Annotated in this window: 27 protein-coding genes and 6 pseudogenes; 13 read left to right on the plus strand and 20 right to left on the minus strand. The window is 33.9% G+C overall.

All coding sequences use genetic code 11. The annotated features are described in order from the left end of the window. Positions 1 to 14: 14 nt before the first annotated feature. The 4 genes and pseudogenes from B2R82_RS23530 to B2R82_RS23545 all read left to right on the plus strand — a co-directional run. A pseudogene (locus B2R82_RS23530) lies at positions 15 to 365 on the plus strand (polysaccharide deacetylase family protein); the annotation flags it as partial. 109 nt (positions 366 to 474) lie between these two features. Then, complete coding sequence (locus B2R82_RS23535) at positions 475 to 921, plus strand: hypothetical protein (protein ID WP_313372977.1); 447 nt, start codon at positions 475 to 477, stop codon at positions 919 to 921. Between the two features lie 434 nt (positions 922 to 1,355). Continuing rightward, positions 1,356 to 2,999, plus strand: a complete 1,644-nt coding sequence (locus B2R82_RS23540) for a pyridoxal phosphate-dependent decarboxylase family protein (RefSeq protein ID WP_286927383.1) — start codon at positions 1,356 to 1,358, stop codon at positions 2,997 to 2,999. After that, entirely contained in the window at positions 2,983 to 4,680 is a 1,698-nt protein-coding gene (locus tag B2R82_RS23545; RefSeq protein WP_313372976.1) for a methyl-accepting chemotaxis protein, read from the plus strand. Before B2R82_RS23540 ends, B2R82_RS23545 begins: the two co-directional genes overlap by 17 nt. 65 nt (positions 4,681 to 4,745) lie before the next feature. Here B2R82_RS23545 and B2R82_RS23550 read toward each other — a convergent pair whose 3' ends face one another. The 5 genes and pseudogenes from B2R82_RS23550 to B2R82_RS24150 form a co-directional block, all read right to left on the minus strand. Further along, entirely contained in the window at positions 4,746 to 5,684 is a 939-nt protein-coding gene (locus B2R82_RS23550; protein WP_286927385.1) for an SDR family NAD(P)-dependent oxidoreductase, read from the minus strand. 66 nt (positions 5,685 to 5,750) lie between these two features. Next, the gene (locus B2R82_RS23555; protein ID WP_286927386.1) at positions 5,751 to 6,332 is read right to left on the minus strand and encodes a TetR/AcrR family transcriptional regulator; all 582 of its coding nucleotides are present in this window, start codon (positions 6,330 to 6,332) and stop codon (positions 5,751 to 5,753) included. 197 nt (positions 6,333 to 6,529) lie between these two features. Next, positions 6,530 to 6,955 carry a GatB/YqeY domain-containing protein gene (locus B2R82_RS23560; RefSeq protein WP_286927387.1) on the minus strand — a complete coding sequence of 142 codons (426 nt, stop codon included), beginning with the start codon at positions 6,953 to 6,955 and terminating at the stop codon, positions 6,530 to 6,532. Positions 6,956 to 7,090: 135 nt separating this feature from the next. Then, positions 7,091 to 7,492: a hypothetical protein gene (locus B2R82_RS23565; RefSeq protein WP_286927388.1), complete on the minus strand. Its 402-nt coding sequence runs from the start codon at positions 7,490 to 7,492 to the stop codon at positions 7,091 to 7,093. A 376-nt stretch (positions 7,493 to 7,868) separates the two neighbouring features. Next, positions 7,869 to 8,632 (minus strand): annotated as a pseudogene (locus tag B2R82_RS24150) (formate/nitrite transporter family protein). A 256-nt stretch (positions 8,633 to 8,888) separates the two neighbouring features. Here B2R82_RS24150 and B2R82_RS23580 point away from each other — a divergent pair. Further along, a complete protein-coding gene (locus B2R82_RS23580; protein ID WP_286927391.1) occupies positions 8,889 to 9,884 on the plus strand; it encodes a PLP-dependent cysteine synthase family protein in 996 nt (331 codons plus the stop codon). Between the two features lie 51 nt (positions 9,885 to 9,935). On the opposite strand, the gene B2R82_RS23585 is transcribed toward B2R82_RS23580, so the two are convergent. The 3 genes and pseudogenes from B2R82_RS23585 to B2R82_RS23595 form a co-directional block, all read right to left on the minus strand. Beyond that, positions 9,936 to 10,928 carry a zinc-dependent alcohol dehydrogenase family protein gene (locus B2R82_RS23585; RefSeq protein WP_286927392.1) on the minus strand — a complete coding sequence of 331 codons (993 nt, stop codon included), beginning with the start codon at positions 10,926 to 10,928 and terminating at the stop codon, positions 9,936 to 9,938. Between the two features lie 100 nt (positions 10,929 to 11,028). After that, positions 11,029 to 11,712, minus strand: a complete 684-nt coding sequence (locus B2R82_RS23590) for a VOC family protein (RefSeq protein WP_414674132.1) — start codon at positions 11,710 to 11,712, stop codon at positions 11,029 to 11,031. A 115-nt stretch (positions 11,713 to 11,827) separates the two neighbouring features. Then, positions 11,828 to 12,133: pseudogene (locus B2R82_RS23595) on the minus strand (cupin domain-containing protein). 143 nt (positions 12,134 to 12,276) lie between these two features. On the opposite strand from B2R82_RS23595, the gene B2R82_RS23600 reads away from it, so the two are divergent. Next, positions 12,277 to 12,438 carry a hypothetical protein gene (locus tag B2R82_RS23600; protein WP_283868797.1) on the plus strand — a complete coding sequence of 54 codons (162 nt, stop codon included), beginning with the start codon at positions 12,277 to 12,279 and terminating at the stop codon, positions 12,436 to 12,438. A gap of 8 nt (positions 12,439 to 12,446) precedes the next feature. Here the strand turns inward: B2R82_RS23600 and B2R82_RS23605 are convergent, their stop codons facing one another. Then, positions 12,447 to 13,199, minus strand: a complete 753-nt coding sequence (locus B2R82_RS23605) for an N-acetyltransferase (protein ID WP_286927393.1) — start codon at positions 13,197 to 13,199, stop codon at positions 12,447 to 12,449. Positions 13,200 to 13,372: 173 nt separating this feature from the next. Here B2R82_RS23605 and B2R82_RS23610 point away from each other — a divergent pair, with 173 nt between their 5' ends. Together B2R82_RS23610 and B2R82_RS23615 are read left to right on the plus strand one after the other, a co-directional pair. After that, complete coding sequence (locus B2R82_RS23610) at positions 13,373 to 13,819, plus strand: NUDIX hydrolase (RefSeq protein ID WP_286927394.1); 447 nt, start codon at positions 13,373 to 13,375, stop codon at positions 13,817 to 13,819. Positions 13,820 to 13,857: 38 nt separating this feature from the next. Next, on the plus strand, positions 13,858 to 14,049 hold the full coding sequence (locus tag B2R82_RS23615; RefSeq protein ID WP_286927395.1) for a hypothetical protein: 192 nt from the start codon (positions 13,858 to 13,860) through the stop codon (positions 14,047 to 14,049). 646 nt (positions 14,050 to 14,695) lie between these two features. Here the strand turns inward: B2R82_RS23615 and B2R82_RS23620 are convergent. The 5 genes and pseudogenes from B2R82_RS23620 to B2R82_RS23635 all read right to left on the minus strand — a co-directional run bounded on the left by B2R82_RS23620 (position 14,696) and on the right by B2R82_RS23635 (position 17,879). Then, positions 14,696 to 15,352: an MBL fold metallo-hydrolase gene (locus B2R82_RS23620; RefSeq protein WP_286927396.1), complete on the minus strand. Its 657-nt coding sequence runs from the start codon at positions 15,350 to 15,352 to the stop codon at positions 14,696 to 14,698. Positions 15,353 to 15,496: 144 nt separating this feature from the next. Then, positions 15,497 to 15,922, minus strand: coding sequence for a hypothetical protein (locus tag B2R82_RS23625; RefSeq protein ID WP_286927397.1), 426 nt, complete (start codon positions 15,920 to 15,922; stop codon positions 15,497 to 15,499). 451 nt (positions 15,923 to 16,373) lie between these two features. Next, positions 16,374 to 16,601, minus strand: a complete 228-nt coding sequence (locus B2R82_RS23630; RefSeq protein WP_054771116.1) for a hypothetical protein — start codon at positions 16,599 to 16,601, stop codon at positions 16,374 to 16,376. Between the two features lie 44 nt (positions 16,602 to 16,645). After that, a pseudogene (locus tag B2R82_RS24155) lies at positions 16,646 to 16,732 on the minus strand (hypothetical protein); the annotation flags it as partial. Positions 16,733 to 16,925: 193 nt separating this feature from the next. Continuing rightward, positions 16,926 to 17,879, minus strand: a complete 954-nt coding sequence (locus tag B2R82_RS23635; RefSeq protein WP_286927398.1) for an alpha/beta fold hydrolase — start codon at positions 17,877 to 17,879, stop codon at positions 16,926 to 16,928. Positions 17,880 to 17,993: 114 nt separating this feature from the next. Here B2R82_RS23635 and B2R82_RS23640 point away from each other — a divergent pair, with 114 nt between their 5' ends. The 3 genes from B2R82_RS23640 (at position 17,994) to B2R82_RS23650 (ending at position 20,624) form a co-directional block, all read left to right on the plus strand. After that, entirely contained in the window at positions 17,994 to 18,518 is a 525-nt protein-coding gene (locus tag B2R82_RS23640) for a TetR/AcrR family transcriptional regulator (protein WP_286927399.1), read from the plus strand. Positions 18,519 to 19,141: 623 nt separating this feature from the next. Continuing rightward, on the plus strand, positions 19,142 to 19,924 hold the full coding sequence (locus tag B2R82_RS23645; RefSeq protein ID WP_286927400.1) for a hypothetical protein: 783 nt from the start codon (positions 19,142 to 19,144) through the stop codon (positions 19,922 to 19,924). 133 nt (positions 19,925 to 20,057) lie between these two features. After that, positions 20,058 to 20,624 carry a hypothetical protein gene (locus B2R82_RS23650; protein ID WP_286927401.1) on the plus strand — a complete coding sequence of 189 codons (567 nt, stop codon included), beginning with the start codon at positions 20,058 to 20,060 and terminating at the stop codon, positions 20,622 to 20,624. A 362-nt stretch (positions 20,625 to 20,986) separates the two neighbouring features. Here the strand turns inward: B2R82_RS23650 and B2R82_RS23655 are convergent, their stop codons facing one another. The 4 genes from B2R82_RS23655 to B2R82_RS23670 form a co-directional block, all read right to left on the minus strand. Beyond that, positions 20,987 to 21,619, minus strand: coding sequence for a hypothetical protein (locus tag B2R82_RS23655; protein WP_286927402.1), 633 nt, complete (start codon positions 21,617 to 21,619; stop codon positions 20,987 to 20,989). 402 nt (positions 21,620 to 22,021) lie between these two features. Beyond that, positions 22,022 to 22,330, minus strand: a complete 309-nt coding sequence (locus B2R82_RS23660) for a hypothetical protein (RefSeq protein WP_286927403.1) — start codon at positions 22,328 to 22,330, stop codon at positions 22,022 to 22,024. A gap of 32 nt (positions 22,331 to 22,362) precedes the next feature. Beyond that, entirely contained in the window at positions 22,363 to 22,653 is a 291-nt protein-coding gene (locus B2R82_RS23665; protein ID WP_286927405.1) for a hypothetical protein, read from the minus strand. A 123-nt stretch (positions 22,654 to 22,776) separates the two neighbouring features. Continuing rightward, positions 22,777 to 23,409 carry a hypothetical protein gene (locus tag B2R82_RS23670; RefSeq protein WP_286927406.1) on the minus strand — a complete coding sequence of 211 codons (633 nt, stop codon included), beginning with the start codon at positions 23,407 to 23,409 and terminating at the stop codon, positions 22,777 to 22,779. A 122-nt stretch (positions 23,410 to 23,531) separates the two neighbouring features. On the opposite strand from B2R82_RS23670, the pseudogene B2R82_RS24160 reads away from it, so the two are divergent. Beyond that, positions 23,532 to 23,627, plus strand: a pseudogene (locus tag B2R82_RS24160) (hypothetical protein); the annotation flags it as partial. Between the two features lie 15 nt (positions 23,628 to 23,642). Next, complete coding sequence (locus tag B2R82_RS23675; RefSeq protein ID WP_376781178.1) at positions 23,643 to 24,191, plus strand: hypothetical protein; 549 nt, start codon at positions 23,643 to 23,645, stop codon at positions 24,189 to 24,191. A 46-nt stretch (positions 24,192 to 24,237) separates the two neighbouring features. Here the strand turns inward: B2R82_RS23675 and B2R82_RS23680 are convergent. Both B2R82_RS23680 and B2R82_RS23685 read right to left on the minus strand, forming a co-directional pair. Next, positions 24,238 to 24,360, minus strand: a pseudogene (locus B2R82_RS23680) (ABC transporter ATP-binding protein); the annotation flags it as partial. Between the two features lie 481 nt (positions 24,361 to 24,841). After that, on the minus strand, positions 24,842 to 25,549 hold the full coding sequence (locus B2R82_RS23685) for a hypothetical protein (RefSeq protein WP_286927407.1): 708 nt from the start codon (positions 25,547 to 25,549) through the stop codon (positions 24,842 to 24,844). Between the last annotated feature and the right edge of the window lie 1,170 nt (positions 25,550 to 26,719).

A 26,719-nucleotide genomic window follows, 5' to 3' on the forward strand; every position in this document is an offset into this window, starting at 1 on the left:
GGGAGGGACTAATGCTGAAAAAGAAAATTACTTATTTAGGAATTATTCTTTTTTTCATTGTTGTTTTAGCATTTGGTGCTTATAAGTTAATGAATGCTAGAGACTATCAACTTTTTGGCAAGATTATCTCTCATATTGACACTACAGAAAAGGTTGTAGCATTAACTTTTGATGACGGTCCAACTAAAAATGTCAGTGCCATTTTAACATTACTGGAGGACCACGATGCTAAAGCAACCTTTTTTTTAATTGGAAAGGACCTTGAAGAAAATTTAGAAGAGGGTAAAAAAATTGTGAATGCTGGTCATCAACTTGGCAATCATACCTATTCACATAAGCGAATGCTCTTTAAGAGCCCTACCTTTTATCAATTTCGCCTTGGCGTAATTGCGTCCGGATTTTGAATTGTGCCTGCACAATTCATTCCTTTGAAAATCCGTGACATCCGCCGGAGGCTTTATCTTCATTCAGTAGGTGTTTGGACACCCACTGAAAAGGAATCAAAACCGCATTCATCTCACCACCTGTAGAGGTGGGAGTCTTCTGCTGAATGAAGATAAAAATGAAATAGAAAAAACAGATGAACTTTTAAAAAGTATTGGTTATCCAGATGCCCCACCTGTTCGACCGCCGTATGGGAAAAAGCTAATTGGATTACCGCTTTATTTAAGTAAAACAAATCATGATACAATAACGTGGAATTTGGAGCCTGACTCCTTCTATTCAACACCTGATGAAAAAATTAATTATGTGAAAGAACATATTCAATCTGGCTCGATTATTTTAATGCATCCCATGTATGACAAGACAGACAGTGAACTGCAGGCAATCGAAGGTATTTTGCAGTCACTTACTGAGGATGGATACCGCTTTGTCACCATTAAAGAACTTCAGGATAAATCTGAGAATCTGCACAAGTGAGGCAGATTCTTTTTTCATGTATAGCAGATTACTATTTACAGAGTTTGGATCTATTCAACAGCCTTTATTATAATTAGTCAAAAAGCATTATAATTTTCTTATTATTAATATTATTTTAAAATTATTATAAGAATAGTATTTTAAAAACATTCATTTTTCCTCATAAAATCCCACTATCCTCACTTTTGTAATTTTTTCCGTAAAAACTACACAAAAAACCTTTAAAATACAACCTTTTTAAAACTAATTAATCTCTAATACATTTTCTATATTTCTCCTTAAATAAATTCGATTATTCAGAAATGTAAAATAATATTTTTTTAGGAAAATATAAATTCATTTTTTGTTATTATATGTTATTATAACTTTAGAAAAACGACCTATTTTCAAGGAATGAAAAATAGAGGAAATATGAACTATAAAGGATGATGAATATGAAAAAAATCCAACAATTATTCCAAAGCGAAGATGGAAATATCGAGCAAAGGGAGAATTTTTTATCCCTATTAGAGAAAATTGTTTCCTCTCTAGATGCATTAAAGAATCCCAATAAAACGTCTCTTGGACCAATAAAAGAGCGTTCCTCTAATTTCTATCAAGAATTAATGCAAGACAATCAAATAGCAAATACAGGTGTTGGGCTCGATCAGGTTGTGGAAGAACTTACACAGTTGATGCAAGGACACCCTTATCATACGCGTAATTTTGTCACGAATGTTTTACCAATGGCTAGTATCCCTGGTATATTGGGCCAGTTTACAAATGCCCTTTTGAACGGTAACAATCTATGGGATGTTTATGGACCTGCTGCTGCAGAGTGTGAAGTAAAAGTTGTAGCGATGATGTCAAAGTTAGTAGGCTATGACTACACTAAGAGCTTTGGCTATACAACTTGGGGAGGACAAGGGGCTGTATTTAGTGGTCTTCGTCTTGCCATTGCCAAGCAATTTCCACAGGCAAAGGAAGAGGGTATTCCAAATAATTTATATTGCTTTGCATCAGAAAATGCACATTATAGCCTATTAAAATCGATTGAAGCGGTAGGTATAGGAAGTAAGCATTTAGTTCGTGTAAAAGCTGGAAAAGACCATTCCATGGATATCAATGACTTACAGGCCCGTATGACAGAGGTGATTGAAAATGGTGGAATCCCAGTCTATGTAGTAGCTACAACTGGCGCTACGGATCAATTTGCCATTGATGATGTACAAGCCATTAAGGAAGTCACTACAGTCCTTGAGAAAAAATATGCCTTACAACCGATACATATCCATGCTGATTCCGCTTTGGGAGGCTTTTACGCATTTTTCAACGATTACGACTTTACTGCCAATCCCCTTCAGCTAGAGGCAGAGGTATTACAGGGATTGACACATATTCGTACACGTATGCAGCATCTAGCAATTGCAGATAGCCTGTGCTTTGACTTCCAAAAGCTTGGTCAGACACCATATTTAACAAGCTTATTCTTAATAAAAGAAGGTAACAGTTTACAGTTACTTGATATCGAGGACTTTGATACACCATACGTCGGCAATCGCGGTTATGGCTCCTACCATACAGGCTATACATTAGAGTGCTCACGAATGGGAAGTTCAATAGCTATTTATGCAGCTTTACAGGCATTTGGTAAAGAAGGCTATCAACAAATATTAGCCAATTACGTGCGCGTTAATCTAGCATTCCGTACACAATTAGCGGAGCATGCACCTATGCTGCAAGTAGTAAATGGAATGAATATTGGACCCGTTACAGCCTTTCGTTTATATCCAGAAGGCTATAATTGGCACACGGAGCAGGCAGGTCGCTATACACAAGACCAAATTGAATATATAAATGCGATTAATGCCTCTTTCTTTGAAATTATAGGTCAGGATCGAGACGAAGTATTTTTTGGTGATACAACACGTTTTTGTACTGTCCACACAAGTGATACAAAGCAACAAGTTCCAGTTGCTGCTGCAAAATTCTTTGCTATTTCTCCTTATACTGAAACAGAACATATCCAAGCTATGATCCATTTCCTAAAACAAAAGCTGCAAGTATTGGAGGATGCCAAAGTTGAATTTAATAAATAAATTAAAGGGTTCTTTACTTTATAAATATATTGCAAGTTTCACCATTCCCATTGCTATTATTTCGATTATATTTAGTGTGGTACTATTCATAACGTCTTATCGAATTATCGATAATTTTGTTATTAAACAGTTTGAGTCAACATTAGAAATTGTATCTAATTCTATTTTTGAAGATATAGAAAAAAATGATGTCATTGCTGCAGACAACGGGAATCATCAAAAATATGAACAACTACTAAAGCAATTAAATGGCACAGTTAATAAATACGATATTGAAAATGCGTATATCCTTTCGCGTTCTAATGGACAGGAGCATATTGTCGCTTTAAGCAACAAAGATAATTACAAAGAAGATTATGTTTTCGATGAAAAAATGAACGTTGCTTTAGACGCTGGTTCTTTACAAACTAGTGATATTTATCAAGATGAATATGGTATTCATAAATCCATTTTTATACCATTTAAAAATACGGACATTTTATTCGGTTTGGATATGGATGCTTCCTTTATCTCTAAGCTACAAACAGAGACACTTTGGATATGTATCATTATGACGGTGATTTTCATCCTACTGGGGATTATTGTCGCTTATTTCATTAGTATTGGTATTACAAAACCAATTAAAAAAATAACTGGTTATGTTGGCAGGGTCGCCAAGGGAGATTTAGCTGTTGAACCTCTACAAATCAAAGGTTCCAATGAAATCGCACAGCTTTCTCTAGGCATCGAAAATATGACAGAAGATTTACGCTTACTTATTCAGCAAATCGCAGAAAATGCTGAACAAGTCGCTGCTATGTCAGAGGAATTAACAGCAAGTTCTGAGCAAACTAGCGCATCCATACAGCAAATTACATCTTCCATGCAGGAAGTTGCAGCTGGTTCAGAAAAGCAAACAACCTCCATAGAAGAGGTAGAAAATCATATCTCAGTAATCTCTACAAAAATGTCTGAGGTCGTTTCGAGCGTAAATGATGTGGCAGTAAAGGCAATCAGTGCATCCACAATTTCTGAAAAAGGCAATATGACAATTCAAAATGCAACTGAGAAAATGGCTGTCACTACTACTGCCATTCAAGAGACTTCAGCAGTTGTGGAACGTTTAAGCACATACACAAATGAAATTGGTGACATTGTGACCTTAATTAACCAAATAACGGACCAAACAAATTTACTCGCGTTAAATGCATCTATTGAAGCAGCAAGAGCTGGCGAACATGGTAAGGGCTTTGCCGTTGTTGCAGAGGAAGTACGTAAGCTTGCTGATCAATCATTAGCAGCAACTAACAGTATTCGAACACGTATTGAAACCATTAAAGAGGAATCTGCACAGGCTGTAAAATCTATGGGAATTAGTAGCAGTAATCTTGTAGAAAGCTCAACAACCTTCAATGCATCTGGTGAGGCATTTGGAGAAATTAATACACAAATTATGGAGCTAACGAAGGAAATGAATCATGTTAATACGATTATTACCAACATGAACCAAGGTGTGAACAGTATTGCTAACTCTGTAGAAGAAGTTGGTATAGTAGCCGTTCAAGCATCAGGAAATATTCAAAATGTAGCAGCAGCTTCTGAGGAACAATCAGCAAGCATCGAAGAAATTACTGCATCTTCCAATAATTTAGCAGAGATGGCACAACAGCTTCGTCATATTATTCAAAAATTTCAGCTATAAAAACTAGATACATTAAATCCGCTATACTTTCTTGAAATATAGCGGATTTTTTATTGCTGTAAGTATTATCCTCCCTTTTGTTGCATCCATAAAATGGTTTCCTCTAGACCAGCTTTATAAGAAGTACGTGGTAAAGGGCCAATTTCCTTTTCATATTTTTCCCCACTTAAAATAACTGGTTCCTCTGTTAAATAAAACATTTCAACTACCTCTTTCATAGGTGGAGAGAATATTCCTATTAATTGTAACATTCCTTTAGATACAGTTCGGATTCCTTTCTTGTAGCCTGTTAATTCGCTTAGAATCTCCACTAATTGAACCCCGGAAATTGTATGTGTAGCTGGTACATTCCAATTTTGATTGTATGTATCATCCCTTAAGGCTAGTTCAACCATAGCCTTTGCACCATCGACTGTATAAAGGAATTCCCTCTTCACCTTCATATTTCCTACAAAATTAGCTTTTTTACCTTGGACAACATTTTTTAATGTTTCATAGAGAATGGTATTTTCTGCATTTGGTCCATATAAATCTGGAAAATGAACGATTACAGAAGGTACATGGCTTTCTTTTAATTTATTTTCCATAGACAATCGAATTTTTCCCTTCTTTGTATGTGGTCTTTTCATTGTCTCCTCAGTTACAACTCTGAGCGATTGTTTCCCATATGCATAGATATTATCGACAAGTGCTATCCTCGCTCCTTGTTTTTCAGCTATTTTTATGACCATTTCTAGACACGGTATATGTAGCTTTTCCCAATCCTGATACGGAAAACTTATTGCATGAAAAATTACATCTACCCCATTCGAAGCCTGACTAATATCCTGTTCATTGAAGATATCACCTGCAATGATTTCAACATTTTTGGTATGGTGAAATAAAGTAACTAGTTTTTCTTTGTGTCGTGCAAATGCCCTCACCTTAATTTGTCGCCTTACTAATTCATTTACAAGAGCATAACCCATTCCACCTGATGCTCCGATAACTAAAGCTGTTTTCAAGAATAATCCCTCCTTCAATTAACCACTGGTCAAATAAAAGCTTAAAGATAGCTCCAGATAATTGATCTAGAGCTCAACTTTAATTAATGCTTTGATAAGAAATCTTGCATGTACATCTACTGCTTCCTTTGCTTCCTCATAATTTTTAACATAATGTCGGTAATGTGCTACAAATCCATGCAACGCAATAAATGTAGAATGGATATCTGAAAGTAGCAGCGCAGTTTCTGATAAAGCTTGTACGGATTGTGCAAATTTTTCATAGCTAAGGTTGGCTGCCTCTTGGGAGAGTCCATCAATCTCATTGTCCCTCACCATAAACATTAATTCATATTGACTTTGATTATTTAAACCAAATGCCATATATCCTACAAAAATATTTTTTAGCTTTGTAGAACTATCTTCAGGGCCATTCACTGTATTCTCTAAGGTAGTGTTTAATTCAGAAAAGTATTCGCCTAAAATAGCATAAAATATTTCTGCTTTATTTTTAAAATGATAGTATATTGCCCCATGACTACAGCCTAGCTCTTTCGCAATACTACGCATCGATACATGGTGAAAATCCTTCGCAATAAATTGTTTATGTGCCTCACGGATAATCATTTCTTTTGTTAATTCCTGTGTTGATGGTTTACGCGGTGACATATTGACCTCCTATTTTGACCGGTGGTTAATTAATAGTGTACTATTAGTTATTTTAATTATCAACAGTTCAATCCTATTATCAATTTCGCCTTGACGTAATTGTAGCTGCCACTTCGCTTTCGCTACAAAAAACGAATTTCCTCTTTCGCTACAAAAAACGAATTTCCTCTTTCGAAAGGAAATTCGTTTTTGTCAATTTAAATAATACTCTTCACAACTTTTGAAATAACAGCACCCTCAGCTTGACCTGTTAACAAAGGTTTGGCAATTTTCATTGCGTCTCCCATGCCCATTCCCTTTACTATTCCAGCCGCTGCAAGCTTTTCTGCAACTTCTTCTTCTGTTAATTGCTTTGGCAAGAATGATTTTAATAGTACTAATTTCGCTTCCTCTTTTTCAATTAAATCGGCTCTTCCTGCATTTTGGGCACCCTCTAAAGCTTGATTTGTTTGCTTTACCTCCCGATTGATAATTGCAATTTCTTCATCAGAAGATAAAGCCCCTCCTTTTTCCTTCTCCGCTAAATCTAATGCAGATTTCAACAGCGACAATACGCCTTTTGCCAATGCATCCTTCTCTCTCATCGCATTTTTTAATTGTTCAAATACCTCTGTTTTTAACAATGTTGTCACTCCTCTAGACCATTTATTTCAAAAAAATTATACCATAAAGTGATTTAGAGATGTTTTTCCCATCTCTAAGAACAGGCTCCTATTGATAAAAAAAACCGTAGCCTCAAAGGATACGGTAATTAAAATTTATTTTGCTCGCTTTAGCATACGTACATCTGCCTTTGTTTCAAGTAGTTCAAGAGATAATATTTCCATTTTCGTATCCATACTATCTATCTTCTGACTTAAATTTTGTTCTACTGAATCTAATCTGTTTTGCAGTAAATTTGTTTTTTCCTCCAATCTTGTTTCTACAGCATCAATTTTTTCTTCTAATCTTCTTTCAACCGCATCAATCTTTTCTTCTAATCTTTTTTCAACCGCATCAATCTTTTTTTCTAATCTAGCTTCCACCGCTTCAATCTTTTTTTCTAATCTAGCTTCCACCGCTTCAATTTGTTGCTGAAGATCAGTTTTCATAACCTGCATTTGAGTAGATAGCTCCAAAATCGCTTGAAGAATAGTATGTTGGTTCACTTCCTGCTCCATTTTGTCTTCCTCCTCTCTATCATTCTTTGTTCTATCTATAATTCCTTAACATTGTTATCATTGTAGGAAAAGAAAAGTAGTATTCCATTTATGCCACTCTACTTTCCATTCTATCTAGGATTAATTTTAAAGTCAAAATATCAAAAGAACGAGTCTAGCAATCAATATCATAATAGACTTCTCTACTACTTTTATAAACGACATTCTAAATTTTCATCATTATCAATAATGCTTCGGCATAATTGCGTCTCGAATCGGCTTTGTGCTTAGGGCTGCGTGATGCAGATCAGTTAGCCATTATCGCATGGATGCAATGATTTTAGGCTAACATCCTTTATTAAACTTCTTTCCGATTCCGCGACATCCGCCAGTGGCTTTACCTTCTTTCTCTTCCATTTATCCAATAAATAATACCAATTATTGCTCCACCTATTATATTTCCAATTGTTACAGGTACTAAATTGACGATGGCTCCTGCTAGCGATACCATTTCGCCATGAGGTATAAAGAGGGCAAGACAAAATAATGTCATATTGGCGATGCTATGCTCAAATCCTGAAGTAATAAATGGAAAAATACAACAAAAGATCATAGCTAATTTTGCAATTTCTGTTTTTAATTTATAGGCACACCAGACTGCTAAACAGACAAGCAGATTACACAGGATTCCACGGCATAAAAGGGCGACAAATCCGCCACTCATCTTAACAGTAGCTATTTTCTCAACATAATTGGCTGTATCTCCCACCGCAAGCCCTGCATAAAAAAATAACCCAGCGCTTAATAGAGAGCCACAAAAATTTCCTATGTAGCTAAATGTCCAAATACCTATCATTTCTAGGGGTGTAGTTTTTTGGATAATGTACTAATTGATAAAACTAAATTATCCCCTGTGAATAAATTTGCTCCAGCCATCATCACCATACTAAGCGCCACGCCAAATGATAGACCTTGTACAACTCTCATACTTGGTACGCCAGCAGGATCAAACAAACCACCTATTGTAACGATAAGCAAAATGCCAAAGCCGATAAAAAGGCCACCTAAAACTGCTTGTAAGAAATAATTGACAGGTCTTTGCTTCATCATTGTTATTTTTGTTTCCGCAGTTATACAAACCTCAGCTAATGTCTCTTTCATTTCTTTCCCCCCATGCAAATATAAACTATATTTATCATAACTGATTAGTAAGCCTTCCAAAAATAACAATGTAAGGATTTTATTTTCAAGAAGAAACAAACCTTTGTATGATTAATTATAAATACATTAATTTTTCCTATCAGCCTTTTCAATCTTTCTATTAGGAATATCATTGCTTAAAATCCTTTCAAATGATATGATGCGTTTAATTCCTACAATACAAGTAAGTTAAGTAGGGTAAAAAGGAGTGGATCTGATGGGTCAAGTAATTGCAAATAAAATAAAGCAATCCATAACGGAGTTAATTGGGCGTACTCCACTTTTAGCCTTAAATCAATATGTCAAAGAACAACAGCTTGAAACCGAAATTATTGTAAAGTTAGAGTACTTTAATCCAGCAAATAGTGTGAAAGATCGTATTGCTAAAGCTATGATTGAGGATGCTGAAGCTCGAGGTGTTTTAACAAAGGACAAAACAATTATTGAAACAACCAGTGGAAATACTGGTATTGGTCTAGCGGCAATTGCAGCAGCAAAAGGTTATAAGCTTCGAATTTACATGCAGGATGGGGTAAGTGAGGAGCGCACAAAGGTTGTGAAGGCATATGGGACTGAGGTAGTACCATTTTCTGAAGTTCCAGAAATGGTAGCTGCCTTTGAGGAGACAGATGGTGATTTTGTGGAAACAATTAAAGTTTTTAGAGAAACCGTCGTTGATCGTGAGGAAAATGTGGTATTTCTTAATCAACTCGACAATGAGGCCAATCCAAACATTCATAAGCTAACAACAGGTCCTGAGATTTGGGATGATACGGACGGTGATATTGATATTTTTGTAGCCTCAATAGGGACGGGCGGGACAATAAGTGGTGTAGGTACCTTCTTAAAATCTAAAAACCCCAAGATTCAAATTATAGGTGTGGAGCCAGCTATTAACTCCATTGCAACCGTTGATAATCCAGATATAATTGAAATCACGGGTGTTCATCGCTTCTCTGACGCTGATGAGGCACGCGTTCCATCGAATGTTCATTTAGAGATTATTGATGAAGTGCTTGAAGTAGAAACTGTTCAAGCCTATGAAGCCGCTCGTGCAGTAGCGAAAACAGATGGACTATTAGTAGGTACCTCATCAGGTGCTGCCTTATTCGCTGCTACTGTTCTTGCAAAACGTCCTGAGAATAAAGGAAAAAGAATAGTGGTCATCCTTCCAGATACTGGTCTTCGTTATTTATCAACTGATTTATTTTAAGTGAAAGAAACGAAGGGTATAACAGACTGCCTTTCGTTTCTTTACAGGATTTTAATAGCTTGTTAGAAAAACCTTTCCTTTAGTTGTTTTGGATGATTCCACAATCTTTATTGCTTTTTGAATCTCTAATAAATCATAATGAGAATCAACTGCCATCATTTTTAACATACCACTACTCACCAAGTGTATTAATTGATGGAATGTATCTTGCCATCTTTCTACAGAAACCTGCTTATTCCAATGGCGTAAATGGAATATATTAGCCCTAACATTGGCCTCCTTCACAATACTTTGCCAGTTCACTTGTACGCCTGCTAAAAGACCAATCGCTAAAAATTCTCCGCCCGATTTTACACAGAATGCAAGCTCATTACCAGCTGTTCCTCCGATAGAATCAATAGCTGCATCAGCTCCTTGGCCATTAGTAATTTCCATTACCGTTTCATAGAGCGGTATTATAGAGGTATCAATTACGTAGGAAGCACCAAGCTGAAGTAAATCATCTGTATGCTTATTATTTCTCGTTACTGCAATAAGCTGAAAACCAATCAACTTTGCTAGCTGAGCAAAAATATGACCAATAGCAGATCCACAGGCATTTACTAATAAAACATCATCTGGACGCAGTTTTAGTACTTCTGTACAAGTAACCCAAGCGGTCATGGGGTTAATATACATTTGGGCAGCGGTAAAATCATCTATTGAATCTGGAATTGGTACGGAAAATTCTGCTCTTGATTGAACAATCTCCTGCCAAGTTCCATCTCCTCGTAAAGGTAATACACGTGTACCGATAAGATTTTGAGAAACAGAAGGACCTACAGCCTCTACAATACCTATTCCCTCATAGCCAGGAATAGTTGGTAAAGAAATTCGATGAGCATACTTCCCCCAAATTGGTATTAAGTCAGATGGATTTATAGGTCGTGCTAGCATCCGAACAATTATTTCCTGTGCTTGTGGTGGCTTAATCGTTTTATTTTCAAACTTTAAAACCTCTAGGGGATTTCCAAATTCATAGTATTTAATGCTTTTTGTTTTCAATAAATAGGACTCCTTATTCATAAAATAACATTATACTTGGAGCATCGGAATCACACTTCAAATATAAAGGTTTTTTACCTAATCATAGGAAACGATGTATTTAGAGCCGCGTAATTGTAAACTCAGCCTTCTCATTCAAACACAGTAGTAGATGATTGTTAATTTCTATCACTATTGGACTGACAATCGCTTTTTTATTTGAAAAATACCATATACGTTCACTTGGTCCTAATAATAAATTTGCTCCATCCTCATAATTCCCCATAAACGTAAGACTATCTGCGCAAATTTCATTATTATTCATTGGTATAATCCCATATTTTTTTAATGTATTTGCTACTAAATAAATAGTATCTGTTGTGATATTCATTTCACCGATGCTTAGCACATGCTCTGATGAAAAAGACATGGCATCTATTTTAGGATTAACTTCCTGTCTTGCAATAAGCTCTATAATATTTTCCTCTGGGTCGTAAAAATAACAGGAAAAGGCCTTCAATGTGTCAAAATATACTTCATCTTCTTCGGCTGAAGACAGTATTTCCGCACGCTCTTTTACCCAGCTTTTAGCCTGTTGAAATAAATTACATGGAATATTTAAAGCAAAATGATATTGCTTTTGTACAGAAGCAGGAATTTTTTCAAACGTAATTGTACTTTCACCGACTGCAACAGTAAAATAATGATCGGTATTTTTTATTAATGAAAATCCTAATTGTGTACTATAAAATTCCTTCATTTTATGTAAATCATATGCATATAGCTTTACTTTGGTAATTTTCACTGTAAGCATCTCCCCTGCCCTTTGTTTCATTTACTATACTAGACTCAGTAAATGAATACCTCATGCAAAAGAATGAATCATCTTATAGTGGAATACGATCGCCTCTACTATTAGGCTATGAAATAACTAAAAACTCTATATCTTTCTCTGTATTATTTTGCATTTGATGCGGTGTTAAAGGGGGAACTTCTATACCTTCACCTTCCTGTAATATAATGGAATTCCCGTTAATTTCGATTGTTGCGGTGCCAGACAGAACAAAGAAAAATTGTTGTGCATGATGATGATAATGGTTAATTTCTGTTGTTTTAGCTAGCATACGCTCATGAATAATACTAAGCTTTTTATTTTTAACTAGATGCCATCCATCACATAGTTCTCCTCAACAATAATGCTCTGCATTTTGTTTGCTTATTTTCAAAGTGAGTACCACCTTTCTATAACGTTAACACTAAGGCTATTCTCTACATACGGTTCTATCCCGTACCCTACCAATTACCAAAATTAAGGATATAATATAAATAACACTATAAACTTTAATTTATCATGTTAGGAGAGAGAGGAATGAATGTCAAAAAACAGTTGTCTGGTATCGCTCTCGGCTTTTTGTTTACAACAATTCTTATCTATATCTTATTTGATTTTTTCTCTTGGTCAATTAGCCTCGGGTATTTATTAGGTATTTGTGTTTTTGCTATGCTATTACTTTTCTTGAAAAGGAAATAAATGCTTATTCATAATGTGTTTAAAAACTTTTCAAATTTGTTGACACTCATAATTTCATGTGTCACGAACTGCCCATTATAAAATAATCCAAAGGTTGTCCAAATAATAGGTGCATTCTGTGCTTCTTCTTTTGTGGTTAGCTGATAGGCATGAAAAGGGATACCTTTTTTTACAGTAGCATCCCTTAAATCATTTATAACACCTACTGCAAAGGGACATTGAGCAGTATAGTATATGATAATGCCATCTCCCTGAGATTTTAGATCGCTCGTATGAAATTTAAATGATGGCTCAACAGCTTCGTCGTTAAATTTATAGACAGCTAGCTTAAAATAAGGGGCTGCATGATCTATAATTTTAAATCCCAAATGCTCAAAAAAACGTTTATCACTTAAAAAAGGAAGCTTTTTCTTTCCTACTATATGGACAATCCCATCCATTCCCTGTGCTTGTGCATCCTCTATACACTTTTCAAGTAATCGTCTAGCATGATGCTGATTTTTATATTTACCTGAAACCCATAGACAATTTATATACATATAATTGGGTGCCTCAATAGGAGCCCATGCCTGATGTGCGGGTAAATATTCGATAAAAACCTTTGCCCGCTCATTCAATCGATAAAAAACCAGCCCATCGTTTATGCGATCCATTAACCATTTTTTCTTTTCCTTTACTGCTTGCTCGTATTGCTTAGCGCCAAGTGCACAACATATATGCTCCTGTTCAATTTGATTGCTAGTCATTTGAAGATACTCCACTTTATAATTCACCTCTGTCCTTTCTATTCAATCCCTGTTACCTATATTATACCAAATGGAAAATTCCCCATGTTATATTAACCAACTTCCGATGACATAGTTCAGGAAATTTGATACAGTTGTTATATTATTTTACTTTAGAAAGGTTTATAACAATGAATTATATACAATTTATGAGAAATTTTATTGGTCATGAAACATTAATAACAATAGGCTGTGGTGTCATTATTGAAAAGGAACATCAAATTTTATTACAGCATCGACTAGACGTAGATAATTGGTGTATACCTGGTGGTTTAATGGAATTAGGTGAAACATTTCAACAAACGGCCATTAGGGAAGTATTTGAGGAAACTGGTTTAGAGGTTTATAATTTAGAGCTATTTGGAATTTATTCTGGTAAAGATTGCTTTGTAGAGTATCCAAATAAAGATAAAGCTTATAGTGTTCAAATTATTTTTAAAACATTGGATTTTAAGGGTGAATTATTACAAAAATCAGAGGAAAGCAGGGAACATAAATTTTTTGCTAGAAATAAGCTTCCTAATAAATTAAATCCTAGGCAAGAAAATTTTATAATGGATTGGGTAAAAAATGTGAAGTTACCTATTATCAATTAATTAAATTTTTTCATTGAAAACATAGAGGTGTATATAAAATGAGAAACATTATAACGGGTACCTTAAGTATTATTATTGGATTAGCGCTTGGCTATCTCTTTATTGGTAAAAATCAAGCTCCTTCCAATCAATATACACTTATACTTATTTTTATAGTAGCTATTTTAGTCCTAATACCCATTTATCGTAAATTTTATATAGAGTGGAAGGACGAGAAGGAGAAATTTTGAACAATGCATTAAGATAAAAAACATGAAATTTGGTGGTAAAATGAAAATATCTAGCAAAGAGAAATTATTGTGGATTAGTATTTGCTTGACGATCTTTTCTATATTTTTGGTATCGTATCCATCTAATGAATTTGGAGGACCAATGCGTTGGGTCAGTTATAAGGGACTTGAAGAAATACAATCTGCATGGTCATTCTTTACACCGACTTTTTTTACACAAACTCATTTTCATATGCTCCATTTTTTTATCAATGTCTTTCTATTCTATATGCTTTTAACCTATAGCAAAAAAATATTGCTTTATATTAAGTCAAAAAATTAGAAATACAGGTCCTTTTCAAATAAAAAAATGGTTAGGATGCAGCAACCTTATTAATACCAGTTTGCATACTCTAACCATTTTTTAAGCTTCAAATTCGTTGTTAGTTAAGGGTATCTATAGAGTGTTCCACCAGACACCATTGCTTCATTTACTAGCATATTTTTACTTTCTTCTGATTTTCGGCATCATCAAATCGCTTGTGCAGAAGTTAAGATATGCGTAATGGCCTTTTTAGTAAATTCTTTGAAACGTTCTATCATTAGTAATACAAAACTAGTTTATTGAATGAAAAGCCTTTTTTCCGTACCTCCAAAATTAAAAAAATCAAATTACTTTTTGAATTTGTTCCTTAATATTTCCCTTACTTAGACCTCCATGGTAACAAATCACGGATTCTATATCGAAATCTAAGTATTTCTTTATAGAAAGCTGAGCTTCATGTAAATCCAGTACTGTCGGGATATGAATTCCTTCAATTACCCCATTGACACTGTACATTGAATCCCCGGCAATCAACGTTTTACTCTGTTGTAAATACAAGCTTATATGTCCAGACGTATGACCTGGTGTATGAATAACACGAATTCCACCACAATATGGTAACTCTTGACCATCTTTTAAGGTTTCATTCACCTTGCCCTTTGGAGGGTTCTCAAGATGTCCATCTTTTATCAGAGGGATTTCTCCTTGGATATAAGGTTTATCCAGCTGATGAGCATATACTTTAATATGACTTCCCCCTTCTAGTAATAGCTCAGGAAGACTACCGATATGATCAATGTCCTGATGGGTCAAAATGATAGCTTTCAATTTATCAAACGGTACACCTATTTCTTCAATCGCCAACCGTATATCCTCCATTTGCCCAGGAAATCCAGTGTCTATTAAAACAGCCATTTCTTGATCCCATAAAAGAGTCGGATGAATAATAAAATCTTGATACTCTAGATGAAGCATTTCTACACCCTTAGAAACTTCCATACCTATGGTCTCCTTAATAATTTTATTTTGTAGTTTTTAAATGATTAATTACACTAGAATTCTCACAGCACTCTAAACTAGCCTAAATATAATTTCTGTTTCACTTTGAAAAGTTCCTGCTTATCTTCATTTATTTCACTAATTTCAAGAGGCCGATTTCATCATTTTGAAAACTACTAAATTAAATATTTTTAGAAGTATAAAATATAATAGAGCTGCAAAAGTTCCAATCAAAAGAAAGATAAGAAGTCTATTCATATATGTAACAGCAGAAGTTAAGAAGTATACGATTCCTCCTATGATTGCACCACTCACGCAATAAAGTACTGCTTGATTTAATTGTTTTTGAATTTTAGTGTCAATAAACCAAGAAATAATAACTCCCAAAATCCCATAGATAACAAGTGAATATCCAATAAACACCAAGAATAATGTTTTAGTTGAATATCCGCTCGTTTCACTTATTTCCTCCTCCATAGAGCCATAGCCAAAATAAAAACTTAAGAACCAAGATAAAATTATTGCGGAAATAACAGAAATTGTTATTCTTTGAAATAATGAATGTGACATTGATATTCCTCCATAAAATTAGTGACTCTTTTTAGGAGTACCATTACTACTTCCTACATTTTAGCTAAATTGAATTAAATTATTTTCTAGCATAAAAGGTAAAAGAAGAAAAACCTCCTATCACTAATTGCTTTTTCCGTGTCCATACATTTATGTATATAAGTCCATTAATGTCATAAAACAAAAAGAACATCACCTAATCATTTAAGTGATGTTCCACATCCTACCCCTTTGTGCAGAAGGGATAAGATGCATCAAAAACAGTATACCAATTTAGAAATATTAATTGTATCCAACAAATGGATTAAAAAGAAATATAATTATATTGTATTGAATAATATACTTTTTCAACCAAAAGTAACCATTCGCTAATAATATCAAATCCAGGTAAACAACCTTTAAAAAATTTATTTAAAGGCATATTCAGTATTCAATTGTTATTGTTGTAACACTATTTGTCGGGTAAAGGTTTTTCTGGTCGTTTAGAGCAGTATTTGCATTCTGGGTCACTACACTTTGATTCTATCCAACTATTACACTTCGGACAGAAATAAGTATCAAAATCGTCGTAATAAACTAGATTGAACTTACAATTAGAGCAAAAATTATCTTGTTCAACTTGGCCATCAAATACAAAGTTATCAATTACTACTTTGTAGCCATCTTCTTTTATTTTCATAAATGACCTCCACTATTCAAAATGAATAAAACATCTCCACAATTTCACAAAAAAAGTCCACACATTTCTTCATGAGTATGTATATAGGTCCATGGGAATGTATCATCAAACAAATAAACATCGTTTTTATTATTTAGATCTGTTGATAATTAAGATTGTGCATTTTAAACAATTCTACAATGTTACTTCCCTGAGATACACAATGGTTAATATTATTATAACAGTTTTAATGTAACAGAAAATCAATTAACTGGATTCATTATGTAATTACAAAAATCCCAGGTAGACTTATACTGGGTAGCAAAGTATTACCTATTAATAGTACTAGAATTCCTTTATTTCATTACTGTTTGAAAAAATAGAACTATTCATAGAATTTACAATCAAATTAAAAGCATCAGACCTTGTCCACTGGGGGAAATGGGCAGTATTTTTTATACTGAAACAGACTTTAGGAGATGTAATACTTCGATAAAAATCAAAAACTATTTCGGAGGAAGCATGATAATCATACTCACCTTCGATAAAAGCTATTGGAACCTTAAAATTTTTATAAGCAGAAAAATCAATTTCTGATACTTCGTGCCATAACTTAATTATGGACTGCTTAGAACCTTTTAGTCGTTTTATACAATCCATTAATGAATAGTTTTTGGAAAAAATAAAATAGCGATATAATGATAAATACGTACTTTTTCCATATAGAGAAACACCTTGCTTGATTAGTTGACTCATAAAAAACATTAAATCAGAATACCAATTAACTTGAGTAAACTTTGTGTTTAGAGAAAGAAATTTGTTTTTAAGACGATGATTATCAATATGACTGACAATGTATTCTTTACTTTTTTCAAACATTTTTTGCGAACAAATAACTTGTCCTACTCCAATATAAAAATGGATCAATTCTGGATATGAAATTATGAATTTCATCCCAATAATACTTCCCCATGAATGTCCTATTAAACATATTTTCTCTTTTTTGAATTCAACAAGGAGTTTTTCAATTAAGACCTTTAAATCAAGAACAAAATCATTAATTGAAATATGTTCATCATCACTAAATTTATAGTATGATTTTCCAGCACCCCTTTGCTCCCAAATGATTAACGTATAGTTTTCGGATAAATTTGAATTAAAATGCTCAACAAGAGGTAGTGCTGCATCACCAGGTCCGCCATGTAAATATATTAAAATAGGATTATCCAAATTAGTACTTACTACTTGAACATATTGATTAATACCATTTACGGAATACATTTTTCCATAATTATACATAACATCTCCCTACTTTCTTTGACACAGATGTGTCATATAAGTATAGTTTAAATATGAAATATTGGTTTTGCAATAAATGGAAACACATTGGTAGTTAGTGTGTCAGGAGGAAAAATGGGAAAAAAAGAAGATATAATTAATGGTTTATTTTCCGTTATGGAAAAATATAACTTCACGCTAATAACTGTTACCCAAATAACGCAGGAAGCTAGCGTAGGAAGAAAAACGTTTTATAGATATTTTAAAAATAAAGAAGAAGTGCTTGAAGAATCTATAAATTTATTATTCATAGAGTACTCCTCCTTTCAAGAAAATTATTTTTCTTCTAAATATGAAGTGCTAATTTATAATCATTTTTTATTTTGGAGTAATCATTTAACATTTCTTAAACTTATGTATAACCACGAACTAATGTTATATATTTTTAAACAATATCAAAGGTACGTTCCTAAGCTTAATAAAAATTATTTAATTAACATAGAATTTAAACCTATCACTGCAATTTATGCAAATGCATTTACTACCGGCATATTTTGGTCAATGCTTTACACATGGATAGAGAATGGAGCAAAAGAAACCCCCACTGAATTAGCAAATATATGTATACAGTTTTTACAAAATAGAGTATTAGAAAACTAAAAGCGGTTCATTATAAGCCTTGAATCAGAAATACCGACTGTTCAAAAAAAGATTGGTGTCAACAAATCCTATCTCCAAACACTTCTTTGTTTGTTTGTGCTATTATCTGATATGCCTCCTTCCATCCGATTTGTGTCTATAAACAAAAATACCCTTGCTTATACACATGAATTAATCTACCAAATTCACTATGTGCAAAATATGTACATCTTTAGGAGGGAGGAAAAGCGCTTATCTTTTTCCCCTTCAAAAACAAAATCCTCTCAAATAGATTTTTTGATTTATTAAAACACAGATTGGGCACACTTCGTATCACGCAAAAGGCAAGGAATTGATTCGTTGTTTTGAATAACAGATAGAGGTTTTTACCAAAAAAAGTATCTGACAAAATAGATATTTAGTTAATTATTTATATTCTCTCCCTTCTAATATTCTGATACAATCAATAATATATATTTCCTCTTTTACCATATAATTGATATATTTTGATTTGGACATAGGAGGTGTGTAGTTTGTTATATCCTTTTTAATTTAAAATTTTTTATGTATCAATTTATTTATTGAGCGTTACTTTTATAAATGTTATAGAAAACTAACTATATTGAAAGCGGTGAAATTCAATCATGAAAATTACAAATTTCTCACAAATACAGTCTACTTCTGTCAACACAGCAAGTAATGACACGAAGAAAAAAGATAATCAAACTCATTTAACAGAAACCTATATCCCTACGACAAAAAGCACCCAAACTGACAACTCGCTATGGAATTACACACCCCATGAAATTGGGAAACAAACCAATGTCAAGACAGCCTCCATGTTTTCCAATGATTTAACAACACCTGATTGGGATGTGTTACCAACCAAAGGGAAACAAGTACCATCACAGGATGAATTAATAGAACAAATGAAAGCGTTAGCTAGGAGAACGGCAAAAGCAGCCAATGATTCAACACATCGAAATAATGATGAAAATCATGCCATTAATAGACAATTTGCCATATTACGTGCACAATATATTTCACCTGTATCACCTGACCGCCAAGCACTGCATCAACAGGCTATGAAAGCCATTAAACAATTTGAAGCAGAAGAAAACGAAAATGCGACACCTTTAGGAGAATTATCGCTTGTCACCTATCTAAGTAAAAGGGTTGGGGGAATAGAGAAAAATATAGCCATGTCTACTGATGGTATCGTTAAACCGAGGCAAAATTCTTTAGGTGGTTACGACTATGAAGTGGTAGTTGGAGGACAGACATTATTAACAAGCATTAATGGCAAGTGGCATTATGGTTTAACACCTGCCGAACAACAAAAGAAGGATGAGTTTAATAAAATATATTGGTCGTTTGTAGACCAAGCAAAGAATGAGTTAAAAAATTTATCAAACCAGCAAGCATAAATCATTTTTTGTAAGTTTACTATTATTTAACTATTTAATTTGAATTTATTTTACAAATCTCTGTTTTTATGGTAATTTATGGTTATAGTGCAGTTTGGAAATATTTGAAAAATTAAATAAGGTGGGATTGAATTTGAAAAAGCTTCTATATGCTGGATTAACAGCAGCTATGGTATTATCTACAGGTACTCCTGCTACTCTTGCAAGTGAACGTGCGCTAACAGAGAACTTGACAGAAATAAAAACTGTTGAAGTACCATTAGTAGATGTATTGGAGGATTATGCAACATATGCAATTAATCAATCGACAACAAGTACACTAGCTAAGGATTTTGCTACATCAAGGTCGACAGGTAAAATTAGTTCTATTGGGCAAAATATTGATTTAAGTAAAGTAATTCCTACGGGTTCAAAAGTTGTTAGTGTTACGATTTATTGTCCAACTAATGTATCTGTGACACAATCACTCTATACATCCATTGATAATTATCGTCTTACAAATGGTGATGGCACTACAGCAACTGTTAAATTCCAAAAGACTAATACACCAACATCTACAAGCAAAACAACAGCTTTTGCAGGTGACAATGCTAGTAGTCTATGGTTTGTCCAAATAGAAGGAACTGTTCTGATGCAACATACAGGCATGGATGGATTCACTGTATTTGGTGGTAGTAAAATGATTGTAGAATATAACTAATTTTTCAAACTGCACTATCCTAATATTTTTAAGATTAGGATACATCCCTTGACAGTAAGACTTTACTGGTTACGAATTTCCATAAACAATCTTTATGTTAGAGATGGCAAATGAAATGACAATTCTTTAGTTAGAGTGGCAAAAGCTACTCTTTTTTTATTTGTACTTAATTCGTAGCTAATATTAAATTACCCTTGTACACGCATTGATGGCTGAAGTAAATGTGTTTTGTTTGAATAACTTAGCATATTTAGGATTACATAAGCCTTTATCATACCTAGTTCACCCCTTCTATTCAGTAATGGAACTTGGAACCAGCCACTTGATGCACCATATAACCATGTAAAATCAGACTCTTTTGGTTAATCTTCTGTATCTGTCATTTGCAATGTTCCTTGCGAATAAGTAAACGATTTTCCATTGATGGTAAACGGTTGACTTAAATCAAGCCCTATCCCCTCAGCGAATTTTGGGAAATGTTGCGCAAACATAGCATCATCATTCATACTATCCACAGATTTTTTTCCTTCTGCTAACCGAGAGAGGCTCATAAAAACTGCTACAAATTCATTTGCTTCTTGACGTTCGGGTAGTGAGTAGTATTGTTGCATTTTAAGTGCTGCTTCTTGCTCTGGTGTTACAATGGACGAACCCGAAACTTTCCATATTTTAGGACTAAAATTCGAATTGAATCCCCCACTTGCTAAAGGCGTACCATTCAAAGGTTTGCCATTTACTGTTCCCAAATTATAGTAAACACCTGCTACAATATTAATAGAATTTGTTTGTTTGTTGACAAGTTGAGTTGGAGTTGCCCTTTGATAAATAGGATAGCTAGATTGTATGAATTCTGCATATTCTTTTCGTGAGGTTTCAATCTCAGCTTTTTTTGAATCTATTTCACCTTCTCCTGTTTTAAAAGGATGAAAGCTTTGATTGGTTTGAAAATTAGCAACCCATCCTAGATTCTCTATTGAATTCACTTTAACTGTCATCGGTTATTCCTCCTCTAAGTTAATCAACATTACTCCTTGTTTTTTAACAAGGCTATCTTTATCAACAAGAATTCCATTTGGTGATTCACTTAACATAAACGAACCAGATTTTGCACTTGCAAAATCTTCCCATAATAATGTTAGAACAGGTTGTATATAACCTGAGCTATTGAATTTTGATGCTTTGAAACTAGCAAACTATTTGTGTTTAACAGGTTGACCAGCAAAATTAGAATTGTAAAAATCTGAATCCATCTGATAACCACACCCATTCGGCTTAAATAGAGCAATGTTCGTTATATCATAAGTCATACCACAGCTTAGAGCTATCATTAATAGTAAATTTGATTGACTATTGAAGATAGCTCTGATTATTTGATACCCATGTAAAAACAGATTCGGTTAATCTTCTGTAGCTGTCATTTGCAATGTTCCTTGTGAATAAGTAAACGATTTTCCATTGATCGTAAACGGTTGACTTAAATCAAGCCCTATCTCCTCAGCAAATTTTGGGAAATGTTGCGCAAACATAGCATCATTATTCACACTATCCACAGATTGTTTTCCTTCCGTTAACATAGAGAGGCTCATAAAGACAGCCACAAGTTCATTTGCTTCTTGACGTTCAGCTTGTGAATAAGAGCGGTACCTTTTAAGTGCGGCTGCCTGTTCAGGTGTTAGCCCTGTCCCAGGTGCTGAACCTTGAAACATAGGACTAAAATTAGAATTAAAGCCACCACCAGTCAAAGCCGTGCCATAAGAGGTTTGCCATTGACTGAGCCTAAATGATAGTACACACCATTAGTAATATTGATGGAATTTGTTTGTTTATCAACAAGCTGCGTAGGTGTCGCCTCCTGATAAATAGCATTACAAGATTGTACAAATTCCGCATATTTTTCACGAGATGCTTCAATTTTTTCTAGTCTAGAATCCGCTTTATCTATTTCAGTGTTAAATGAGTTTTGTTGTTGCTGCGCTTGGAATGTAGAAGTCATTCCCAAACTTCCAATGGAATTAAACGAAATTCTCATCAACTATTCCTCCATCTCTATTGATGTTAGTCCTTCTAACTCAACAAGATCAGCTTTCTCTAAAAGAGTACCTGTAGAAGATTCACTTAACATGAATGTACCTGATGTTGCTCTCACAATTGGTTAATCTTCTGTATCTGTCATTTGCAATGTCCCTTGCGAATAAGTAAACGATTTTCCATTGATAGTAAACGGTTGACTTAAATCAAGCCCTATCCCTTCAGCAAATTTCGGGAAATATTGCATAAACATAGCATCATCATTCATGCTATCCACAGACTTTTTCCCTTCTGCTAATCGAGAGAGGCTCATAAAAACTGCTACAAGTTCATTTGCTCCTTGACGCTCTGCCTGTGAATAAGATTTATGCGCCCTAAATGCAGCTTCTTGTTCAGGCGTTACCCTTGAACCAACTCCCGTCCACTGTATCATTGGGCTAAAATTTGAATTAAATCCGCCACCTGTTAAGGCAGTGCCATTAAGAGGCTTTCCATTAATCATACCTAAATGATAATAGACGCCGTTTGTAATAGTAATCGAATTGGTTTGTTTATCAACAAGTTGTGCAGGCGTTGTTCCTTGATAAATAGCATTACAAGATTGCACAAATTCCGCATATTTTTCACGAGATGCTTCAATTTTTTCTAGTCTAGAATCTGCTTTATCTATTTCAGTGTTAAATAAGTTTTGTTGTTGCTGCGCTTGGAATGTAGAAACCATTCCCAAACTTCCAATGGAATTAAACGAAATTCTCATCAACTATTCCTCCATTTCTATTGATGTTTGTCCTTCTAATAAAATAAAATCAGCTTCCATCACAAGAACATCATCATTAGGAGATTCACTTAACATTTCGTTGTCCAGATTGTGGAATGTGCATGACAAGGAAATCCTATCGCAGACAAACAAAGTCTGGATGGAAAGAATACGCCTATTTTGTTTGTTCTACCTATGCGATTAAACATAAAGGAAAATGCACCCGACACAGTATGAGTATAGAGGACATCACAGAAGCCGTATTACGAGCAATTCAAGCACAAATAGCGCTTGTTGATGATATGACGACCATCATTCAAGCCATTAACAAGCAGCCGATTGTTCAGACCAAATCGAAACAATTAGCACAGCTATTCAAGGCGAAACAACAAGAGTTAGAAAAAATAACAGTCGTCACAGATAATCTGTATATGGATTGGAAAACTGGCGATATTACAAAAGCTGACTATTTGCGGATGAAAGCAAAATTTGAGCAGAAAATGAATGAAGTGACACAAGTGATTGGCAACCTAGAAACAGAAATGACGACTGTTCAAAAAGGAATCGGTGTGAACCATCCCTATCTCCAAGCATTTTTAAAGCATAAAAATATTCAAGCACTTGACCGAGGTTTATTGGTTGAGCTGATTGATATGATTTACATTCATGAGAATAAAGAAATGACGATTCAATTTAATTTTGCAGACCAACATCAACATATATTGGAATTTATTCAACAAAACAAGAAACAATTCATGACAACGGAAAATCAAGTCATGTGATTTGCTGACTTGGTTTTCTTTCTCCGTAAATTTGTCTACATATACATGCTCCATTAGGACCCAAGAAACCATAAATTTCTCCTTTTTTGACATGCATGTTCACATTTGAAACCACTTCCTTTTCTTGGTATATCTTTGTTAGATTATTTGTTTGTATGATATATGTCATGTATATCCTCCTTCTTCCATGTTTTTATTTTATCCTTCGAAAATATCTATTTTCTTTCTCATTTCTTACAAAAATCTTAATTTATCATATGACAAATTCTCTAATTTTTGGAAATATTTAATTCCAAAGAGGCAGCAAGATTTATATCTTCGCACAGATAAATTACCACAGGACTTGGCGTTCTTAGACTGAGTTCCGCTATTTCAGTAGGTGGTTGGACACCCGCTGAATAGAAATCATAACCGCATTCATTTCACCACCTGTATATGTGGGGGGTCTTCTGTAATTGCCGCTGTCGCTATGCTTACGCGCATAAACATCTGCCGCTATGCTTTGGATACAAAAAACATTTGCTGAATGAAGATAAATATATCACTAGGACCAAAGTGGTTTTTAATGAAGTGAAAACAAAAAGCCCAGGCTCAAAAATTAATTGATACCAGGGCTGTAATCAGTAAAAGCTTTGAATCGCCTCTAAATTTTAATTTGATGTTTGGATGGAAGTTAATATCCCATTTTCAAAGTATAAATAATTATAATTATCATATACCCATTGTTCACTTGTCCCATTTGCATTAACAGTTTTGTTAATATTGCTTGGCGCACCCCAGCTACTTAACAAAACATCATCTTTCGTCATACCTATTGTTACTCCGCGTGAAGCTTTTTCTTGAAGTAATCTCTCTCTTTCATTACTTTCTCTTCTTTCAATTTTTTGTTTTTCACGTTCATTTTCTAGTTGCTCCATGTCCTCTTTATGTTCTTCAATTTCTTTACCAAATTTACTTTCAATAAATGCTACAGTTTCCTTGTTAAGATTTTTAAAATGTAATTCATCGTAATCTCTACTCGGAAATTCGGAGGCATTATCAAAGATCTTTTTAACTGATTTATTATATAGTTCAATAATTTCCTTTGTAGGTTTTAAATTATTCATATTAGATAAAAAAACATTTCGATAGTGTAATACGACCGTATCATACTTTTTGTTATTATAATGAGTTATAAATTGCTGTTCTGTATTTTTAAGTTTCTCCAATTCTTCATCACTGTAATCTAATATCTCTTCTACTTCGGGACTTGTTTCAGAAACTTCATCTTTATTTAATTTTTTATTTTCTAAAATAAAATACAATGTCACTCCTATTAATATAATCAACAAAACACTTCCAATTAATGCTTTTTTCATACTTTACACTCCTACTATTTATGTTTTAATTCCCATTTATAATACATATTACTAAATTTTGTAGAGGGTGTGTATATTTTTTTATCTATTCCTCGATTGCCAAATTTTATTTCACTATAACTACTGATACATTTAGTGACAAAATAAGATTTCCATCGTGGCGTGTACTTTTTTGTCCATCACAGATAAAGATTAAAATGTATCCGCATTCATCTCACCACCTGTAGAGGTGGGAGTCTTCTGTATCTGCCGCTGTGCTTTCGATACAAAAATTTTCTGAACGAAGATAAAATAAAAAAGCCTAGGCTCAAAATTAATTGATTACCAGAGCTTTGCTGTAATGCTTATTCATTTACAAGTAACAGACCCAGAAAGTGACAAAAAACCTCTTTCTACTATAAGAAAGCCAGCACATTTTAGATCCATATACCTGTTAATATAACTTATCTAGCAATTTCTGCTTTTTGATATTCTAGTTTCATTTTTTAATGACAATTCCTCTAATCGTTAAGGTATTTTTGTCCTATCATTACTATTACTTACGATTAATGCTAATTTAGTCCACTTATTCATCCATTATATATGTATTTGAGTAATTTTGTTTTCTGATTAATAAATACAAATAGATTTAGGGAACCATCAGAAGAATAAGTTTTGTAAAGAAACCAGCTCGGCTAACATAATAGCTTTGCTGGTCATTCATCTTTTATTTAGATATTGTAATTTCATTGCACAAAAATAATGGATTAGTAGCTTTAAATGTGATCTCTGCAAAAATATCTATGACTATTCAATTGTTGTCTTTATAATGCAATCATTTTCACCTTGGCGTAATTGTAGTTGCCGCGATGCTTTCGATCCAAAAAACATTTGCTGAATGAAGAAAACTATTCCCGAACACAGAAATACTATTTAAATAAAATAAATACAAAATTCAACTATCTCATATAATATTATTTATACGTAAGTTTTATTTACATATTTTAATGAAAGTAAAACAAAGTATTTTATCTTACCAAAATTCTGTGTATGTCATTCCACCTGGCATCGGAATTCCACCCGACATTGGCGTTCTACCTGGCATTGGCATTCCACCTGGCATTGGCATTCTTCCTGGCATTGGCATTCCACCCGGCATTGGCATTCCGCCTGGCATTGGCATTCCACCTG

Source organism: Lysinibacillus sp. UBA6686 (assembly GCF_002455205.1).
Taxonomy (GTDB): domain Bacteria; phylum Bacillota; class Bacilli; order Bacillales_A; family Planococcaceae; genus Lysinibacillus; species Lysinibacillus pakistanensis.

Bases quoted from the DNA above. Each gene is read 5' to 3' on its own strand.
- B2R82_RS23645 (WP_286927400.1), top strand. From the start codon at position 19,142: ATGAAAATTACAAATTTCTCACAAATACAGTCTACTTCTGTCAACACA.
- B2R82_RS23635 (WP_286927398.1), bottom strand. From the start codon at position 17,879: ATGTATAATTATGGAAAAATGTATTCCGTAAATGGTATTAATCAATAT.
- B2R82_RS23540 (WP_286927383.1), top strand. From the start codon at position 1,356: ATGAAAAAAATCCAACAATTATTCCAAAGCGAAGATGGAAATATCGAG.
- B2R82_RS23630 (WP_054771116.1), bottom strand. From the start codon at position 16,601: ATGAAAATAAAAGAAGATGGCTACAAAGTAGTAATTGATAACTTTGTA.
- B2R82_RS23670 (WP_286927406.1), bottom strand. From the start codon at position 23,409: ATGAGAATTTCGTTTAATTCCATTGGAAGTTTGGGAATGGTTTCTACA.
- B2R82_RS23655 (WP_286927402.1), bottom strand. From the start codon at position 21,619: ATGACAGTTAAAGTGAATTCAATAGAGAATCTAGGATGGGTTGCTAAT.
- B2R82_RS23660 (WP_286927403.1), bottom strand. From the start codon at position 22,330: ATGTTTCAAGGTTCAGCACCTGGGACAGGGCTAACACCTGAACAGGCA.
- B2R82_RS23640 (WP_286927399.1), top strand. From the start codon at position 17,994: ATGGGAAAAAAAGAAGATATAATTAATGGTTTATTTTCCGTTATGGAA.
- B2R82_RS23580 (WP_286927391.1), top strand. From the start codon at position 8,889: ATGGGTCAAGTAATTGCAAATAAAATAAAGCAATCCATAACGGAGTTA.
- B2R82_RS23665 (WP_286927405.1), bottom strand. From the start codon at position 22,653: ATGAGAATTTCGTTTAATTCCATTGGAAGTTTGGGAATGACTTCTACA.
- B2R82_RS23600 (WP_283868797.1), top strand. From the start codon at position 12,277: ATGAATGTCAAAAAACAGTTGTCTGGTATCGCTCTCGGCTTTTTGTTT.
- B2R82_RS23625 (WP_286927397.1), bottom strand. From the start codon at position 15,922: ATGTCACATTCATTATTTCAAAGAATAACAATTTCTGTTATTTCCGCA.
- B2R82_RS23610 (WP_286927394.1), top strand. From the start codon at position 13,373: ATGAGAAATTTTATTGGTCATGAAACATTAATAACAATAGGCTGTGGT.
- B2R82_RS23685 (WP_286927407.1), bottom strand. From the start codon at position 25,549: ATGAAAAAAGCATTAATTGGAAGTGTTTTGTTGATTATATTAATAGGA.
- B2R82_RS23565 (WP_286927388.1), bottom strand. From the start codon at position 7,492: ATGGAGCAGGAAGTGAACCAACATACTATTCTTCAAGCGATTTTGGAG.
- B2R82_RS23555 (WP_286927386.1), bottom strand. From the start codon at position 6,332: ATGTCACCGCGTAAACCATCAACACAGGAATTAACAAAAGAAATGATT.
- B2R82_RS23620 (WP_286927396.1), bottom strand. From the start codon at position 15,352: ATGGAAGTTTCTAAGGGTGTAGAAATGCTTCATCTAGAGTATCAAGAT.
- B2R82_RS23615 (WP_286927395.1), top strand. From the start codon at position 13,858: ATGAGAAACATTATAACGGGTACCTTAAGTATTATTATTGGATTAGCG.
- B2R82_RS23675 (WP_376781178.1), top strand. From the start codon at position 23,643: ATGAGTATAGAGGACATCACAGAAGCCGTATTACGAGCAATTCAAGCA.